Below are 15,030 nucleotides of genomic sequence, written 5' to 3'. Positions count from 1 at the left end.
CTTGGGAGACCCTAGCGGCCGCAAAGCTCCAAGCCATGGGTATCAGTGCCGCAAGTTCGCAGAAGGCCGTGTTTGTCGAGCAATTGGGTCACTGATTCACAGACCAATGGTGTTGGATGCCAACGCGCTTGCATCTCGTAGTCGTAGAAGGCCTCGGCCCCATCGAAACCCAGGTCCGCTGCCGCAGGAATCAGCCTGTGAAACGGCAATCGATAGCGCCCCGGATGCGCCAGAACGGCCAATCCACCTGCCGCATGAATCCTGCGGCGGACTTCAACTGCTTTTAAGGGCTCTCCGACGGGGGCCTGCCCCTGGCGGTAGGGCTCCAGCGCTGAATGGTCCAGCTCAAAGCCCAAGGCCAGCACATGAACCAAACAGCCTTCGAGTAAGCAACTGATCTCCATCCCGCTCCAGAGATGAGGGGTGGTGGCACCGGCCTCTGATTGCTGCTCAAACCACTGTTGAATCGGCCTGAAGGAATCGGTGCTGTGGTGATCGGTGACCGCCAGGTGCTCTAAACCGATGGAGAGCGCCTGAGCAGCCAAGGCCTCCGCGTGAAGACTGCCGTCACTGTTGGTGGTGTGGCAATGGAAATTCAGCCGACCAGGGCAGCAGGAAGCAGTGACCGTTTCCAGCACCGGGACCAGGGGGTGGTGGCGAGCGTCGCTGGGCACAGGGATCAGGCGGCAGCGGCTTCTTTCTCAGCCCGTAGGCGCCTCCAGCGCGCATAGAACTGAATCGACGCGGCCATGAACACCACCAGCGCCACGAGGAACCAGGTGGCAGCTCCCGTTGGGAACTGGTTTTTGAACACCACCAACATCACCACGATCACCAACAGCAGAGTCGGCAGTTCATTGAGGGCTCGCAGCTGTTTGGGGCTCCAGCCGCAACTTCCCTGCTGCAGCTGCCCCATCAGGCGATAGCAGAAAAAGTGATAGGCCAGCAGGGCCAAGACAAAGCCCAACTTGGCGTGCATCCAACCCTGTTGCAGCCAGGCGGGATTGGCCACAAGCAGCCCAATCGCCATGGAGACTGCAACCACCATGCCCGGGGTGGTGATGATGTTCGCCAGTCGCTTCTCCATCAAGCCGTACTGGGCCTGGAAGGCGTCCTTGAGAGCAGGCTCGAGCTCTTCGGCCTCTCGGTGATAGATGAACAGCCGTACGAGGTAGAAGAGGCCGGCAAACCAAACCACGACCCCAACGATGTGCAGGGTCTTGAACCAGAGGTAGGCCTCAGGGGGAAGGGCCGCCAGGGTCATCACAGGCCGGAGCCGAACTGGGCAACAAGTTAGGTGGCACCAGAGGCGGCCATGGCGCGATGGTTCGCTGCGCTGGACCGAATCGCGGCGATTTCCTCCTCCGGCAGCTTGCTCAACTGTTTCATCACCAAGCCCATGCGGTGGTTTCGCTTGAGTTCTGGCTCATGGCGGGCGAGAAAGTCCCAATAAAGGCTGTTGAAGGGGCAGGCCTGCGGACCGGTGCGTTGTTTGACGTCAAACGCGCAGCCGTTGCAGTAGTTGCTCATCCGTTTGATGTAGTTCCCGCTGGCGGCATAGGGCTTGCTGGCTAGGCGCCCCCCATCGGCAAACACGCCCATTCCCAGGACGTTGGTGAGCATGACCCAATCGAAGCCATCGATGAACATCCGATGGAACCAAGCGGTCAGTGCCTGGGGATCCAGTCCAGCGAGCAGCCCGTAGTTCGCCAGCAGCATCAAGCGTTGGATGTGGTGGGCGTAAGCACTGGTCTTGATCTCACCCAAGACGGTGTCCAGGCAACGCATGCCGCTGCCGCCCAATTCCTCAAACCAGTGCGGTAGTGGCGCTGTGGCCTTGAAATGATTGACCACTGCGTAGTCCTCACCAAACCAGTGGTACAGACCATGTGTGTATTCACGCCAGCCCAGGATCTGGCGAATCACACCCTCCAGACCAGCTAGGGGTACCTGTCGAGCGAGGCCCTCTGCCTCAAGACGCTGGATGACTTCCAGCGGATGGAGCAAACCCAGATTCAGGTAGGGAGAGAGCAGGGCATGCCAGAGGGTCGGTTCACCGCTGACCATCGCGTCTTGGTAGGGACCAAACCCGGAAAGGCGGGTCGCGATGAAGTGCTCCAGGACCTCCAGGGCCTGCTTGCGACTGACCGCCCAGCGGAAGGGGTGGGCACGACCTGGCAGGGCAAAGCGCTCTCGCAGCCCCTCGACCTTCTCGATGACGGCTTCCGTGATGGCGTCGGGCTTAAACCAGAGGGGCGCTGGGCCTGAGAGGCCCTTGGTGGGCGGCTTGCGGTTGTCCTGGTCGTAGTTCCACTGCCCGCCCATCGGTTCAGCGTCATCGTCCATGAGCACGCCAAAGCGTTTGCGCCCTTCGCGATAGAAGAGCTCCATCCGCAGTTGCTTGTACCGGGCCGCCCAATCGGCGAAGTCGTCGCGGCTCCAAAGGAACGCGTTGCTCGGAATCCATTGCAGAGGGATCGGGAGTGAAAGCCGCTCGATTGCGTTGCGGAAGCCGCGGTCGACCGGCTCCATCAGACGCAGCTCCTCGATGCCGTGGCGTTCGATCCAGGCCAACAATCCTGTGCTGAACTGCTCGGTTTCAAGGCAGTCCACCGTCCAGCCTTGATCGCGGAGATCGCCGGCGAAGTGCCGCATGGCACTCCAGACCAGAACCATCTTTTGGGCGTGATAAGCCCGCCGCTCCAGGACGGAGCAGCTCTCCAGCAGCAACACGCGGGAACGCTCAGGTCTCGAGCTGGCCAGGGCAGCTTGCTCAAGGCTGAGTTGATCGCCTAGGACCCAAATCCCGATGGTCATGCCGGCTCACCTGCCAGACGGCAGGCCTTGCTGGCTACTGCCTTGGCATAACCACGCTCAACAAGCCCGGCGGCCGGTGAGAGTTGCCCGTTGCGGCAATCAATCACGATCCGCTCGCGATGGCCCCGTTGGTCACTGATTCGCATGCGGAGCTGAAAATGATGTTTCGCGCTGCGGCTGATTTCATCGGCGCAGATGGGTCCAATGCACAGGCCTGGGGCCGCCCAGACCGTGGGGGGACAGGCCAGCAACAGAACGCTGATGGAAGCCAAGATCCAACGCAACGGCTTCAACCAGCGAGCTCCAAAGAACGTCCATTCTCGATGTCGGACGTTCCATCCTGCGGATCGGCCGAGACGACCTCGTCTGCGCCCGGGTGAAAGTGATCCCAGATCACCTTGGCCAGACCTGGCCCCATGCCTGGGGCGGCAGCGAGCGTCTCAGGACTCGCCAGCTGAATCGCATCGATGGAGCGGAAGTGGGCTAACAGCTCCTTGATGCGCTTGGGTCCAAGACCTGGAATGTCGGACAAGCGTGAGCGTTTCATCCGCTCGCCCCGCTGCTGACGGTGGAAACTCACGGCAAAACGGTGGGCTTCATCTCGCAGCCGGCGCAGGAGCTGAACGCCCAACTGCTCAGGCTCGCTATCCAACGGGTCCTTCACCCCTGGGATAAAGATCTCTTCCCGTTGCTTGGCCAAGGAGCAGACGACCAGATCCTCATCCAGGTTCAGTTCACGCAGGGCCTCCATGACTGCCGAAAGCTGGCCCTTTCCTCCATCGATCATCACCACATCGGGCCAGTCGTTGAGCCCACCGGTGTGGAGCGCTGAGCCTGCTGATCGCCGCAAGTCCCTGAGGTCCGCTCCCGCTGCCTTGGCCTGCGCCCAGCGGCGAAAACGACGGCGCATGATCTCGGCCATCGCCATGAAGTCATCGGAGTGTCCGGAGCGGATCGAGCTGCTCTGAATCTTGTATTTGCGGTAGTGCTGCTTGGCCGGTAAGCCATCGATAAAGACCACCTGGGAGGCCACCGCGTCACTCCCTTGGATGTGACTGATGTCGTATCCCTCAATGCGGCGTGGAGGCGTATTCAGTTCGAGCAGTTGAGCCAGGTCCTCCGTGGCAAGCAGGTTCTGTTCACTGGCCCGTCGGGCGCGCTCCAATTCGTAGTTGGCGTTGCGCTCGACCAACTCGATCAAATCCGCCTTTTGGGCACGCTGCGGCACCGCCAAGCGGACTTTGCGTCCGCGCAGTTCAGAGAGCCAGTCCTCGATGAGCTGCTGTTGAGGCAACGGGGCTTGAAGCAAGAGCTCAGGGGGTATTTCCACCCCCTCGACCTGGCTGTAGTGCTCTTCAATCACCGTCTGCAGGACCCGCCCCATGGCGTCTCGACGCTCCGGCGATGGGGGAAGGTCTCCGCCAGCGCCCTCCGCCGCCGGGGGCATGCCAATCGCATCGGCAGTGAAGCCCAAGCGACCCACCAGCTTTCCTGCCCGCATTTGAAAGAGCTGTACTGCTGCCACGCGTTCGTCGGCCGCCAAGGCCAGTACGTCCCGAGAGACCGAGCTATCGCCCAGGCTCATCTTTTGGTCGGCCGTCAAGGTGTCGATGCCTTGGAGCTGATCACGAACGCGAGCAGCGCTTTCGAAGTCCAGCCGCTCGGCGTAGCGCTGCATCTGCTCGTGGAGCAGTTCGAGTAGCTCCTCATTGCGCCCCTGAAAGACCATGGCCACCTGCCGAAGGGTGCGGTGGTAGTCCTCAGAGCTGATCTTTTCCTGGCAGACCCCTGGGCAGCGGCCGATATCGAAGTTCAGGCAGGTCCGATCGCGATGAAGCGGTTGCGGACGCTGGCGCAGGGGGAAAACCCGTTTCACCAAGCCCAGGGTGCGGCGTAACAGCCCAACGTCGACATAGGGCCCGTAGAACCGATCTAAGGGGGAGCGAAAACGACGCCGACGGGTGATGAAGATCCGCGGATAAGCCTCGCTCCAGGTAATGCAGAGGTAGGGGTATTTCTTGTCGTCCTTGAGCAGCACGTTGAAGTGCGGCTGGTGGTTCTTGATCAAGTTGGCCTCGAGGGCCAACGCCTCCGCCTCGCTGTCGGTGACGATGAACTCAATCTCGCAAACCTGCCTCACCATCAGGGCAATCCGCGGGGAGTGGCCATGGCCGCTCCCGCTCTGGAAGTAGCTGCGGACCCGGTTGCGCAGAACCTTGGCCTTGCCGATGTAGAGGATCCGGTCCTCCGCGTCGCGCATCAGGTAGCAGCCCGGCTCAGTGGGGACCTCCTTCAGACGAGCCTTCAGCCGAGCCGGGTCCTGCAGCAGGGACTTCACCCGCCGTACTGCCAGCCAGTGCTGCTCAGTTCGAGGGCGGCACCATCACGGTTGAGAACGGCGCTCTTGACCTCACCGACAAAGACGGTGTGGTCTCCATGGGCGACCTGCCCGATCAGCTCACACTCGACACTGCCCAGGGCGTCATTCAGGATCGGCAGTCCGAGTTCACCCAGGCTGAAGGGGGCAGCATCAAAACGACCACCAACGCCTTTTTGCGGTTTGAAGAACACCGCAGCCAGGTCCTTCTGATCGGCCGCCAGGACATTCAACGAGAAGCGCTTGGTGCGCTGAATCATCCCGTTGCTGGTGCTATCTGCGCGCACAGCCATCACCACCAGGGGTGGTTCAAAGGAGCCCTGGGTCACCCAGCTCGCGGTGAAGCCGTTCACCTCATCGCCTTCCGCCACGCCGCAGATAAAGACACCGTGGGGAATCTTGCGAAGCAAGGTCTTTTTGGCGTCTGCATTCAGTGCCATGGATCGGTCTCACAGTGCCCAAACTCTAGGAACAGCAGTCCGTCTGCGGGTCTCCCATAGCCGGGATTTTCTAGGATCAGAGGATGAAAGCCCTCTATCCCGGCAGCTTTGATCCCCTGACCCTGGGGCATCTGGATGTGATTGAACGGGGGTCCCATCTCTTCGACGGTCTGGTGGTGGCCGTGCTCCGCAATCCGAGCAAAAATCCGTGCTTCAGCGTTGACCAGCGGATCGAACAAATCCGTGGTGCGACGAGCCATCTCAGCCAGGTCGAAGTCGCGGCGTTTGACGGATTGACCGTGGAATTTGCCCATCGGAGTGGGGCAGGGGTGATCCTGCGCGGCCTCAGAGCCTTGAGCGATTTTGAGTACGAGCTCCAGATCGCACACACCAACAAAAGCCTCGCTCCAGAACTCGAAACGCTGTTCCTCGCCACGGCAACGGCCCACAGCTTTCTGAGCAGTTCAGTCGTCAAAGAGGTGGCCCGTTTCGGCGGACCGGTTGGTCACATGGTCCCCACAGGAGTGGCAGAAGATCTATCGAGGCTTTTTAATCAGTAATCCCTCCATGCACCCCGCTGATGTCTGAGACGCAGCTGACCTCCGTGCTCGACCAGCTGGATCAACTGGAGGAAGTCGTCCTCGACGGCACCCGCGTCCCGTTCAGCGGCGGTCGCCTGGTGAACGAGCAGGACGCCATCGAGTTGATGGATGCCGTTCGTGATGCGCTGCCAGCTCAGCTGGTGAAGGCCGACGAGCTGGTGGCGAAAAAGGACGAGTTCATCCAGCAGGCCCGTCAAAAGGCCGACGACATCGTTGCCCAGGCCAAACAGCAGCGCGACCAGCTGATCAACAGCCAGTCCATCCGCAGCGAGGCGGAGCGTCAGGTGGCCGAGCTGCGCGAGCAGGCCCGCCAGCAGTGCGAGCAGATGATCGCCCAAGCGCGCCAGCAGGTCGCCAAAACAGAACAGGAACACCAAACCAGGCTGGCCCAGCTGGAGCAACAGTTCAGCCAGCGTCGTCAGCAGCTGGAACAAGAAGGACTGCAGCGCCGACAACAGCTGGACCAGGAAGCCATTGAACTCAAGCGCCAGCTGAGCGAACAACACGAACAAGCGCGCAAGCAAAGCATTGCGGAACTGGAAAAAGTCCGTGTTGAGGCCCTTCGGCTTCAACAGAGCAGCCAGGCCGAAGCCGAGCGCGTTCAGGGCGATGCTCTGCAATTCCGCCAGCAGACCCAGCAACAATGCGAGGGACTCATCGCCCGCAGCCGGCAGGAAGCCAGCTCCATTCAAGAGGGTGCTAACCGCTACGCCGAGCAGGTTCTGGGTGAACTGGAGGACCGTCTGCGGGAGATGGGCCAGGTGGTCGTTGCCGGCAAGCGAGAGCTGGTGAAGCTCCAAGGCGTTAACCCCGCCTCCCTTGTGCCCAATCCAACCTCAGGTCAGCAAGCCGTGCCGATCACCCGCGCCCGCCGCGCAGCTGATCGCATCCGCAGGGCAGCTGGAAATCGCTAGGGGCAGAGCGCCCCATTGCGGGTTTGACGCAAGAGTTGCCCCATGACCGAATTGGGGGCTGCAGATCCGTTGGAGATCATGCTGATGTAGCGGGGGCCCGAGCTGGTGTCCAACAACCCGCTGACGGAACGAACCCCACGGATCGTTCCGGTCTTGCCGAAAAACTGACCCTGCAGCTCGGTGTCATACCAGTAGTTACGCAAGGTCCCACGCTCGCCAGCGATCGCCATCGAAGCGAAGTAGTGATCCGCCATCGGATGTTGAGCCATCCGCAACATCAGAGCCACCAGCAGGCGACTGGTGAGTCGATTCCCGCGGTCAAGGCCACTGCCGTCGACGACCTTGACCCCTGCCATCGGTAACCCCTGGGCGGCGAGCCATCGGCTGGCCAGCGCCTGACTGGTGGCCTGGTCCCAACTCCCTGTGCCCTGACGTAGGAGCACCTCAGCGGTGAAATTGTGGCTTTCGGTGTTGGCCAGGCTGAGCAGGCCGTGCATGCCAATGGAGCGCTCCTCATGGAGCAAAACAGCGCCTGAGGAGGGATTTCCCGATCGGGCTGGACTCACGGTGGTGATCACCGCCTGACCGCCCTGACGCTGGATCTCCGCGCCCAAGAGTTGCTGCAGGCGACTGGGGGGATCGCTCACGGCCATCGCTTTGGCATTGCTCGTCACCGCCAAACGGGTGATCGGAGCGCCGTAGGCCTCGACGCGATCCTCGCCGGGCCATCCCGCTGGCCACCAACGCTGGGGAGGCTCCTCCTGGAGTTGGATTCGGACCGCGGACGGTGCCGGCGATCCACTACCGCCTTGACCCAGCGCCAACTTGGCGAAGCGCTGCAGTTGAGGGGTATTGAAATCGGGGTCCCCCTCGCCGGTAATCAGCAGGCTTCCGTCGGATTGGCGCCAAAGTCGCGTCGTGAGGCTGTAATCCGGTCCGAGACGATCCAGGGCAATCGCAGTCGCCACCAATTTCTGATTGGAGGCGGGGATGCGAGGCGTCAGACCATTGAGATCTGCCAGGAGACGACCGGATTCATCGGCCACGCTCACACTCCAGACACTGGCCTCACTGCCGAGCACCTGGCGCAGGCGGTTCTGAAGGGCCGGGCAACTGACCCGGGCCTGCAGCTGGGGCAGCCCCAACGGCGGAGGCGCCGGGGGCAGGGCAATGGCCCTGGCTGCCTGGGTGGTTTCTGGAATCGCCGCTTGCAGGGCAACGCAGGGAAACAAAGCCAGGCCTAGCCCGAGACCCACTCCAGCGCGGAGCCCCGCCATGGTCAGGACTGACCGAGCTGGAGACCAGAGACTGAACCGTTCAGCCGGAACGCACGGCCCTCTAGTTCAATCGGTGCTCCAATCTTCAGGGTCTGGTTGCCGAAGACGACGCCGCCTGCACCCTTACGCCCTTCTCCTTTGAGAACAAAGCGGGCGTCCAAGTTGCCGAGCTGGTTCTGGTTGGGATCTGGCGCGGTGACCACCTTGCCGTCAGCGAAGACCGCAGCCAATTGCCGTTGCAGCGGAATGACGTCATCCACGGTCACCGAACCATGGGGTTGGTTGCGGATCACGATCGCGACCTTGCCCTGCTCCTTTGCACCAGCGATCAAGGCCGACGGGTTGGCCACCGGTACGTTGCGGACATCCACAAACACCGTGACGGGTTGGAGACCACCGGTGGCACGGGCGACGGCACCACTCAGCTTGGGACTCCAGAGCACACCGCCAATAGCCAGGACCACAGCCGCCGCAGCCCCCGCATCCACCAGCGAGAAACGACGCGACAACACAGGCATGGCAGAGAAACAGAGTTCAAACTGTACGGAGGCTGGGCCGCCGAAACAAGCATTCCCCTGGCCTAGTTCTGCAGACCCTCAATCAGGCGGTCGACGGCTTTGAGGCCACGGACCACTCCGCCGTCTTCACCCTCGAGGGCATCGGTCATCTGCTCGGCATCCGGCTTCGCCTCAAACTCCCGAACGAAGCGGTAGCCATCGGGATCCTGGCGGTAGAGCTGCCAATCCTGGGGAAAGGCGCGTCGCAGTGCCCCATCGCCTGTCGGGATCAGGGCATAGGCGGATTGCCAACCAGACAGGAAGCCCTTGCGGCGCTCTCGGGCAACAGTGCCAATGCCGACTGCGGCATCTTCCAATTTGCCGTTCAGCAGCACAACACTGCCGCGGTGCAGGGCACAGACCGCCTCCACATCCACATAGTCCGCTGGGGTTGGTGCCACGAGGACCAGAAGGCCATCACTGCCGCCATCGGCCTGCTGGAGGCGCTTGATTCCACTGAGTTCGGTGATGCCAGCCGCCTGCTCCGCCGCATCACGCTTCGCCAAGGCAGCAGCCCCCGCATCGGGGAAGACCAGGCGTGCATCGGAATGGGCGTGGGTCAGGGCGCTCAACAAACGAAGGGCCACCGGGAGGATGCGCAGTCCCTCAAAGCGAAATTCAGCGGTCCAGAAGCCCTTGGTCTGGCTAGCCAAGGCAGCCAGAATCGCTTCGACGGCTTCGGCTTCAGCACGTCGCAGATCGGCGGGGAGCATCCAGACCATGTCGTTCGGCTGACCCTAATCAGCCGCCACCGACGCGATGGCCAAGCGCAACGCTTCCGGAATGTCCTGAAGATCGGACTCGGTGTGCCAGGAACCAAGGGAGAGACGAATCCCACTGGCCGAGCAGTGCGAATCAATGCCCATCGCCTCAAGAACAGGGCTACCAGCAGCCCTGGAGCTACTACAAGCTGAACCACTACTGATGGCATAGCCGGACCGCGAGAGTTCCCGGACGACAGCGCGCCCGGACAGGGGCCGGCCATCTGCCGCCCGCACGAGCAGGCTGAGGTGATTCGCCAGGCGCAATTTTGGATGGGCGCGTGGGTCAGGGCCTGTGAGTTGCAGGCCAGGGACCTGCAGCACTGCGGACAACAGACGATCGCGCAGGGAGGGCATCGGATCCTGCCCGTCCTTGAAGCGCCGGACCTGGAGCAGCTCGAGGGCTTTGGCAAAGCCAGCGATCAAGGCCACCGGTTCAGTGCCGGAGCGCAGGCCCCGCTCCTGGCCACCACCGGACTGAATCGGGCGGAGCTTGATCCCCTCACGAACTAACAAAGCGCCGACCCCACGGGGACCGTTGAGCTTGTGGCTGGCCACACTCATCAGATCGATCGGGAGAGCGTCGAAATCAATGGGGCGTTGAGCCGCCACCTGAACGGCGTCGACGTGAAGGAGCACGCCCGCCTCGCGGCAGAGGTCTCCGATCTCCTGGAGCGGCTGTAACGCACCGACCTCGCTCTGACCCCAGATGAGCGAAACCAATTGGGTCGGCCGCGCCAGGTGGTGGCGCAAGGCGTCCAGATCGATCAGACCTTGAGGGCTCACAGGGATTCGCTCTACGTTCCAGCCCTGTCGCTGGAGCTGCTGCGCCGCCGCTTCGGTGGCGGGATGCTCAACGGCTGAGAGCAAGAGCCGTGGCGGGTTGCTTTGCTGATCCCAGAGCTCCGCAGCAGAACCCTGGAGCGCGAGATGAATCGACTCTGAGCCACCTGAGCTGAAAATCAGCTGACCGCTGCAACCGAGCAGGCCGGCGATCTGCTCACGGCTGCGCTCGAGCTGCTCAGCAGCCGCTAGGCCGAAGCCGTGGAGGCTTGAGGGATTCGCCCAGGCTTCGCGATCAACGCGCTGGATCTCCGCCTGTACCTCTGGCAGTACCGGGGTTGTAGCTGCGCAGTCGAGGTATCGGCGCAGATCCAAGGTCATGTCTCCCGCTCAAAACGGGCCCGCGTGCGCGATTCGAGGGAGTTGGTGGCAATCGTCACCAGGTCATCCAACGAGGTGTTGTTCAGCAGTTCAGCGACCTTGGCCCGTGCAGCCTCGCTTGGGCAATTCTCTGGGCGAATGCAGCCATTGGCGCAGACCGTGGAGCAATCAATCCCTTCCTCGCTCCTCCCTGAGCCTTGCGGCTGTTCGACTGCTGGCAGATCCACCTCGGAATGATCCGAGCGAAGCCCTCCAGCGGCCTGCTGGCGCGCAGCGGCAACAGCCGCCGGGTCAGGGATCGAACCGTCAAAAACGTGCTCGGCCGGCCCGTCCATAAAGACCTTGCCGTTGATGGCATCCCAATGGATCTGAAGTGGTCCACCCGGGAGATCCAGGCGAGCCGTGCGCTCGGAGAGACCCAGGAGGTGACAGGCCACCAACGTGGCGCAAGCGCCGGTGCCACAGGCCAGCGTTGGACCAGCTCCGCGCTCCCAGACCCGCATCACCAGGTGCGAAGGCGAGAGCACCTCAACGAAGTGAACATTGGTCTTGGCGGGGAAGGCAGGGTGCACCTCCAGCTGACTGCCAAAGCGATCGAGATCGATCTCAGCGACGGCATCCACGGGAACGACCACGTGGGGGTTCCCCATGCCAGCGGCCGCCACGGCAAACCGCTCCCCATCAATCTCCAGCTCACCCATGGGAAGTCGGGCCTCCCCGACTTCCAGGGTTGTAGGGATGTCGCTGGGGTTGAGAAAGGGAGCCCCCATGTCCACACGGATCGTCCCGTCGGGGAGCAGTTCCGGGACGATGCGCCCAGCCAGAGTGTCGATCTGCCAGGTGCGCCCAGGGCCGTCCCCATCGCAATCCGCCAGGAAGCGCGCCAGGCAGCGGATGCCATTGCCGCACATTTCGGGTTCGGTGCCATCGGCGTTGAAGATGCGCATCCGCAGTTCCCCCCCGGCGTTTGGCGGCAGCGCCAAGATCACGCCGTCCCCTCCGACACCAAAACGCCGGTCACAGAGCTGAACCACCAGATCTGGGGTCAAGCCAAAGAGAAATTCGGTATCGCCGGATTGACGCCCGTCGAGCATCAAGAAGTCGTTGCCAAGCCCTTGGTACTTGCTGAATTGGAACACGCGCGACAGCCTGTTGATGCAGGCTCACCAGTTCGATCGATCCTATGGGGAGCAGTCGAGAAGGGCGGTCCGGAGACCTCGACACCTCTCAACCGGGAGTGCGTCAAATCCAGGCATGGATTCGTTCAGAGAGTCCGCTCTCCCTTCAACTCAGCAATGGCAGCAGCCTGAGCGGTCGTCCGCTGTGGATCGATGCCTGCTTTCTGGCTCTGGAGCCTGAGACAGGAGCAGCCGCTGTTCTGATCAATCGGGACGCCATCGTGCTGCTACGGCCGCTGACTTAACAGCAGCTATGGGAGCATCACTGCTCCACTCCCGATCCGCCCGTGAGCGAGTCCAGCCGCTACCAACCCCAGGCCACAGAGGCCGGCTGGCAACGGGCCTGGAAGGCAAACGGGCTGCACAGCACCCCAGAGGTCAAGGCCGGCGATGAGGCGTTTTACGCCCTTTCGATGTTCCCTTACCCCTCAGGGAACCTGCACATGGGTCACGTCCGTAACTACGTGATCACCGATGTGGTCGCCAGGGTTCAACGCTTACGCGGAAAAAAGGTCTTGCATCCGATGGGATGGGACGCCTTTGGCCTGCCCGCCGAGAACGCCGCCATTGAACGGGGCGTGGACCCCGGTGCCTGGACCGATCAGAACATCGCTTCCATGCGGGAGCAGCTTGATCAGCTCGGGCTCTCCATCGATTGGGATCGGGAGGTGGCCACCTGCCACGCCGATTACTACCGCTGGACCCAATGGCTCTTCCTGCAATTCCTTGAGGCAGGACTGGCCTATCAAAAAGATGCCACCGTCAATTGGGATCCGATTGACCAGACCGTGCTCGCCAACGAGCAGGTGGATAGCGAGGGACGCTCCTGGCGCTCCGGTGCGCTGGTGGAGAAGCGCAAACTGCGCCAGTGGTTCCTGAAAATCACCGACTACGCGCAGCAGCTGCTCGACGACCTCTCCCAGTTGGACGGCTGGCCTGAGCGGGTGCGCACAATGCAGGCCAACTGGATTGGTCGGAGCACAGGGGCTGAACTGCACTTCACCGTTGTCGATGCCGGCGGTCAGGACACTGAGGAGCGTGTCACCGTCTTCACCACCCGGCCGGACACCTTGTTTGGTGCGAGCTATGTGGTCTTGGCACCCGAGCATCCCTTGGTCCCGGCCCTAACGACCGTTGCTCACCAAACGGAGGTGGAGGCCTTCTGTGACCTGGTCTCACGCCAAAGCGAGCAGGATCGCACCGCAGAGGACAAGCCCAAGCGCGGTGTTCCGATCGGTTCACAGGTGCGGAACCCCGCCAATGGCGAACTGATCCCGATCTGGATTGCTGACTACGTCCTGGCCGAATACGGGACGGGGGCCGTGATGGGCGTACCAGCCCATGACCAACGCGATTTCCTTTTCGCCCGCCAGTACGAACTTCCCGTCAAGCAGGTGATCATTCCCGAAGGCAGTGATGAACATGCCTTTGAAGGGGGTGCATGGACCGAGTCCGGAGTGCTGATCCACTCGGCGGGCTTCGATGGTTTGACCAACACAGCCGCCAAAACCGCCATCACGAAGGCCGGCGAGGAGGGCGGCTGGGCGAAGGGGAAAGTCCAGTTCCGCCTAAGGGATTGGTTGATTTCAAGGCAGCGCTATTGGGGGTGCCCAATCCCGGTGATTCACTGCGAGAGCTGCGGTGTTGTTCCTGTCCCCAGCGAGCAACTTCCAGTCGAACTCCCTAGGGATATTGCCTTCAGTGGCAAGGGCGGCTCGCCACTCGCCCAGCTGGAGCGTTGGGTCAACGTCGATTGCCCCTGTTGCGGCAAACCTGCCCGGCGGGAGACCGACACGATGGACACCTTCATGTGCTCCAGCTGGTACTTCCTCCGTTACAGCGACGCCAAGAACAGCCAGCTGCCGTTCGCAAAGAACGCTGTTGATCAGTGGTTACCTGTCGATCAATACGTTGGCGGCATCGAGCACGCCATTCTTCATCTCCTCTACTCCCGCTTTTTCACGAAGGTGCTGAGGGATCGAGGCCTCCTGGGTTTCGACGAGCCTTTCCAACGCCTCCTCACCCAAGGGATGGTCCAGGGCATCACCTACAAAAACCCAAAAACGGGCAAGTACATCCCCCCCTCCGAGGTGGCGGATGCCACTGATCCTCGGGATCCACTCACAGGAGATCCCCTCGACACCTTCTTCGAGAAGATGTCGAAGTCCAAGTACAACGGCGTCGATCCCGCTGTCGTGGTCGACAAGTACGGCGCCGACACGGCGCGAATGTTCATCCTGTTCAAAGCACCCCCAGAGAAGGATCTGGAGTGGGATGACGCCGATGTGGAAGGCCAGTTCCGCTTCCTGCAGCGCATCTGGCGCCTGGCGGAAACCGCCCGAGAGCGGGGTCTGAGCTTGGCTCATGGAGCAGGTTCGGCTGAGGCCGTGGCCGAGGCCATGGGCTCGGCCGTACCCCTTTCTACGGCCGAGCAGGAGCTTCGCCGCGCCGTGCACACCGCCATCCAAGAGGTCACCGACGACCTCGATGGAGACGTTCAGTTCAATACGGCGGTCTCTGAGCTGATGAAACTGAGCAACGCCATGGGGACCCACCTGGCGGACAGCTCCGACGTCTTCGCATGTGAAGCCCTTCGCACGCTGTTGATCCTGCTCGCACCCTTTGCACCGCACTTGGCGGAAGAGCTTTGGCTGAAGCTCGGCGGCCGCAACGGTGATGACACTCTCGCTGACACCAGCATCCACACGCAGCGTTGGCCCGAAAGCGACGTCTCAGCCCTTGTCCGGGACACAGTCCCGCTGGTGATTCAGATCAAGGGCAAGGTTCGAGGCAACCTCGAGGTCCCAGCGGATGCTGACAAGGCCACCCTGGAGCGGCTGGCCCTAGAAAGCGACATTGCGGCGAAATGGCTCGAGGGCAAAGCCCCCAGCCGAGTCATCGTCGTCCCTGGGAAACTGGTGAATCTGGTGCCTTAACCCCACC

Annotated in this window: 15 protein-coding genes; 4 read left to right on the top strand and 11 right to left on the bottom strand. The window is 62.0% G+C overall.

The annotated features are described in order from the left end of the window. Positions 1-11 precede the first annotated feature (11 nt). Genes ACLM42_RS05000 through ACLM42_RS04975 form a run of 6 tightly spaced genes read right to left on the bottom strand, consistent with a single transcriptional unit; the run spans position 12 to position 5,634 of the window. Positions 12-680 (bottom strand): PHP domain-containing protein, encoded by a 669-nt coding sequence (locus ACLM42_RS05000; RefSeq protein ID WP_415400130.1) that lies wholly within the window; start codon positions 678-680, stop codon positions 12-14. Continuing rightward, positions 680-1,264 (bottom strand): protoporphyrinogen oxidase HemJ, encoded by a 585-nt coding sequence (gene hemJ, locus ACLM42_RS04995; protein WP_247911006.1) that lies wholly within the window; start codon positions 1,262-1,264, stop codon positions 680-682. Before hemJ ends, ACLM42_RS05000 begins: the two co-directional genes overlap by 1 nt. Positions 1,265-1,293: 29 nt before the next feature. Continuing rightward, on the bottom strand, positions 1,294-2,817 hold the full coding sequence (locus tag ACLM42_RS04990) for a cryptochrome/photolyase family protein (protein ID WP_415399939.1): 1,524 nt from the start codon (positions 2,815-2,817) through the stop codon (positions 1,294-1,296). Beyond that, on the bottom strand, positions 2,814-3,101 hold the full coding sequence (locus ACLM42_RS04985) for a hypothetical protein (protein ID WP_247911910.1): 288 nt from the start codon (positions 3,099-3,101) through the stop codon (positions 2,814-2,816). The genes ACLM42_RS04990 and ACLM42_RS04985 overlap by 4 nt, the downstream gene beginning before the upstream one ends. Before the next feature lie 5 nt (positions 3,102-3,106). After that, on the bottom strand, positions 3,107-5,155 hold the full coding sequence (gene uvrC, locus ACLM42_RS04980; protein WP_415399938.1) for an excinuclease ABC subunit UvrC: 2,049 nt from the start codon (positions 5,153-5,155) through the stop codon (positions 3,107-3,109). After that, positions 5,152-5,634 (bottom strand): flavin reductase family protein, encoded by a 483-nt coding sequence (locus tag ACLM42_RS04975; RefSeq protein ID WP_247911009.1) that lies wholly within the window; start codon positions 5,632-5,634, stop codon positions 5,152-5,154. Before ACLM42_RS04975 ends, uvrC begins: the two co-directional genes overlap by 4 nt. A gap of 83 nt (positions 5,635-5,717) precedes the next feature. Between ACLM42_RS04975 and coaD the strand changes: the two genes are divergently transcribed. Together coaD and ACLM42_RS04965 are read left to right on the top strand one after the other, a co-directional pair. Next, positions 5,718-6,194 carry a pantetheine-phosphate adenylyltransferase gene (gene coaD, locus ACLM42_RS04970; RefSeq protein ID WP_247911010.1) on the top strand — a complete coding sequence of 159 codons (477 nt, stop codon included), beginning with the start codon at positions 5,718-5,720 and terminating at the stop codon, positions 6,192-6,194. Between the two features lie 20 nt (positions 6,195-6,214). After that, positions 6,215-7,150 (top strand): hypothetical protein, encoded by a 936-nt coding sequence (locus ACLM42_RS04965; RefSeq protein ID WP_247911011.1) that lies wholly within the window; start codon positions 6,215-6,217, stop codon positions 7,148-7,150. Here ACLM42_RS04965 and ACLM42_RS04960 read toward each other — a convergent pair. The 5 genes from ACLM42_RS04960 to dapF form a co-directional block, all read right to left on the bottom strand. Next, positions 7,147-8,427 (bottom strand): D-alanyl-D-alanine carboxypeptidase/D-alanyl-D-alanine-endopeptidase, encoded by a 1,281-nt coding sequence (locus tag ACLM42_RS04960; RefSeq protein WP_247911012.1) that lies wholly within the window; start codon positions 8,425-8,427, stop codon positions 7,147-7,149. The genes ACLM42_RS04965 and ACLM42_RS04960 overlap by 4 nt on opposite strands. 2 nt (positions 8,428-8,429) lie before the next feature. Then, positions 8,430-8,945 carry a DUF4330 domain-containing protein gene (locus ACLM42_RS04955; protein WP_247911013.1) on the bottom strand — a complete coding sequence of 172 codons (516 nt, stop codon included), beginning with the start codon at positions 8,943-8,945 and terminating at the stop codon, positions 8,430-8,432. A gap of 62 nt (positions 8,946-9,007) precedes the next feature. After that, on the bottom strand, positions 9,008-9,697 hold the full coding sequence (locus tag ACLM42_RS04950) for a DUF1995 family protein (protein ID WP_415399937.1): 690 nt from the start codon (positions 9,695-9,697) through the stop codon (positions 9,008-9,010). A gap of 24 nt (positions 9,698-9,721) precedes the next feature. After that, entirely contained in the window at positions 9,722-10,909 is a 1,188-nt protein-coding gene (locus ACLM42_RS04945; RefSeq protein ID WP_415399936.1) for a cysteine desulfurase family protein, read from the bottom strand. After that, positions 10,906-12,048 carry a diaminopimelate epimerase gene (dapF, locus tag ACLM42_RS04940; RefSeq protein ID WP_415399935.1) on the bottom strand — a complete coding sequence of 381 codons (1,143 nt, stop codon included), beginning with the start codon at positions 12,046-12,048 and terminating at the stop codon, positions 10,906-10,908. The genes ACLM42_RS04945 and dapF overlap by 4 nt, the downstream gene beginning before the upstream one ends. A 98-nt stretch (positions 12,049-12,146) precedes the next feature. Here dapF and ACLM42_RS04935 point away from each other — a divergent pair, with 98 nt between their 5' ends. Then, the gene (locus ACLM42_RS04935; protein ID WP_415399934.1) at positions 12,147-12,332 is read left to right on the top strand and encodes an Hfq-like protein; all 186 of its coding nucleotides are present in this window, start codon (positions 12,147-12,149) and stop codon (positions 12,330-12,332) included. A gap of 42 nt (positions 12,333-12,374) precedes the next feature. Beyond that, the gene (leuS, locus tag ACLM42_RS04930; protein WP_415399933.1) at positions 12,375-15,023 is read left to right on the top strand and encodes a leucine--tRNA ligase; all 2,649 of its coding nucleotides are present in this window, start codon (positions 12,375-12,377) and stop codon (positions 15,021-15,023) included. The last annotated feature ends 7 nt before the right edge of the window (positions 15,024-15,030 follow it).

Origin of the sequence: Synechococcus sp. W4D4, from assembly GCF_047716805.1 — a bacterium.
In the GTDB taxonomy this organism is placed as follows: Bacteria; Cyanobacteriota; Cyanobacteriia; order PCC-6307; family Cyanobiaceae; genus Vulcanococcus.
The sequence above is the reverse complement of the archived record's forward strand: the minus strand, read 5'-3'. Positions and strand labels throughout refer to the sequence as shown.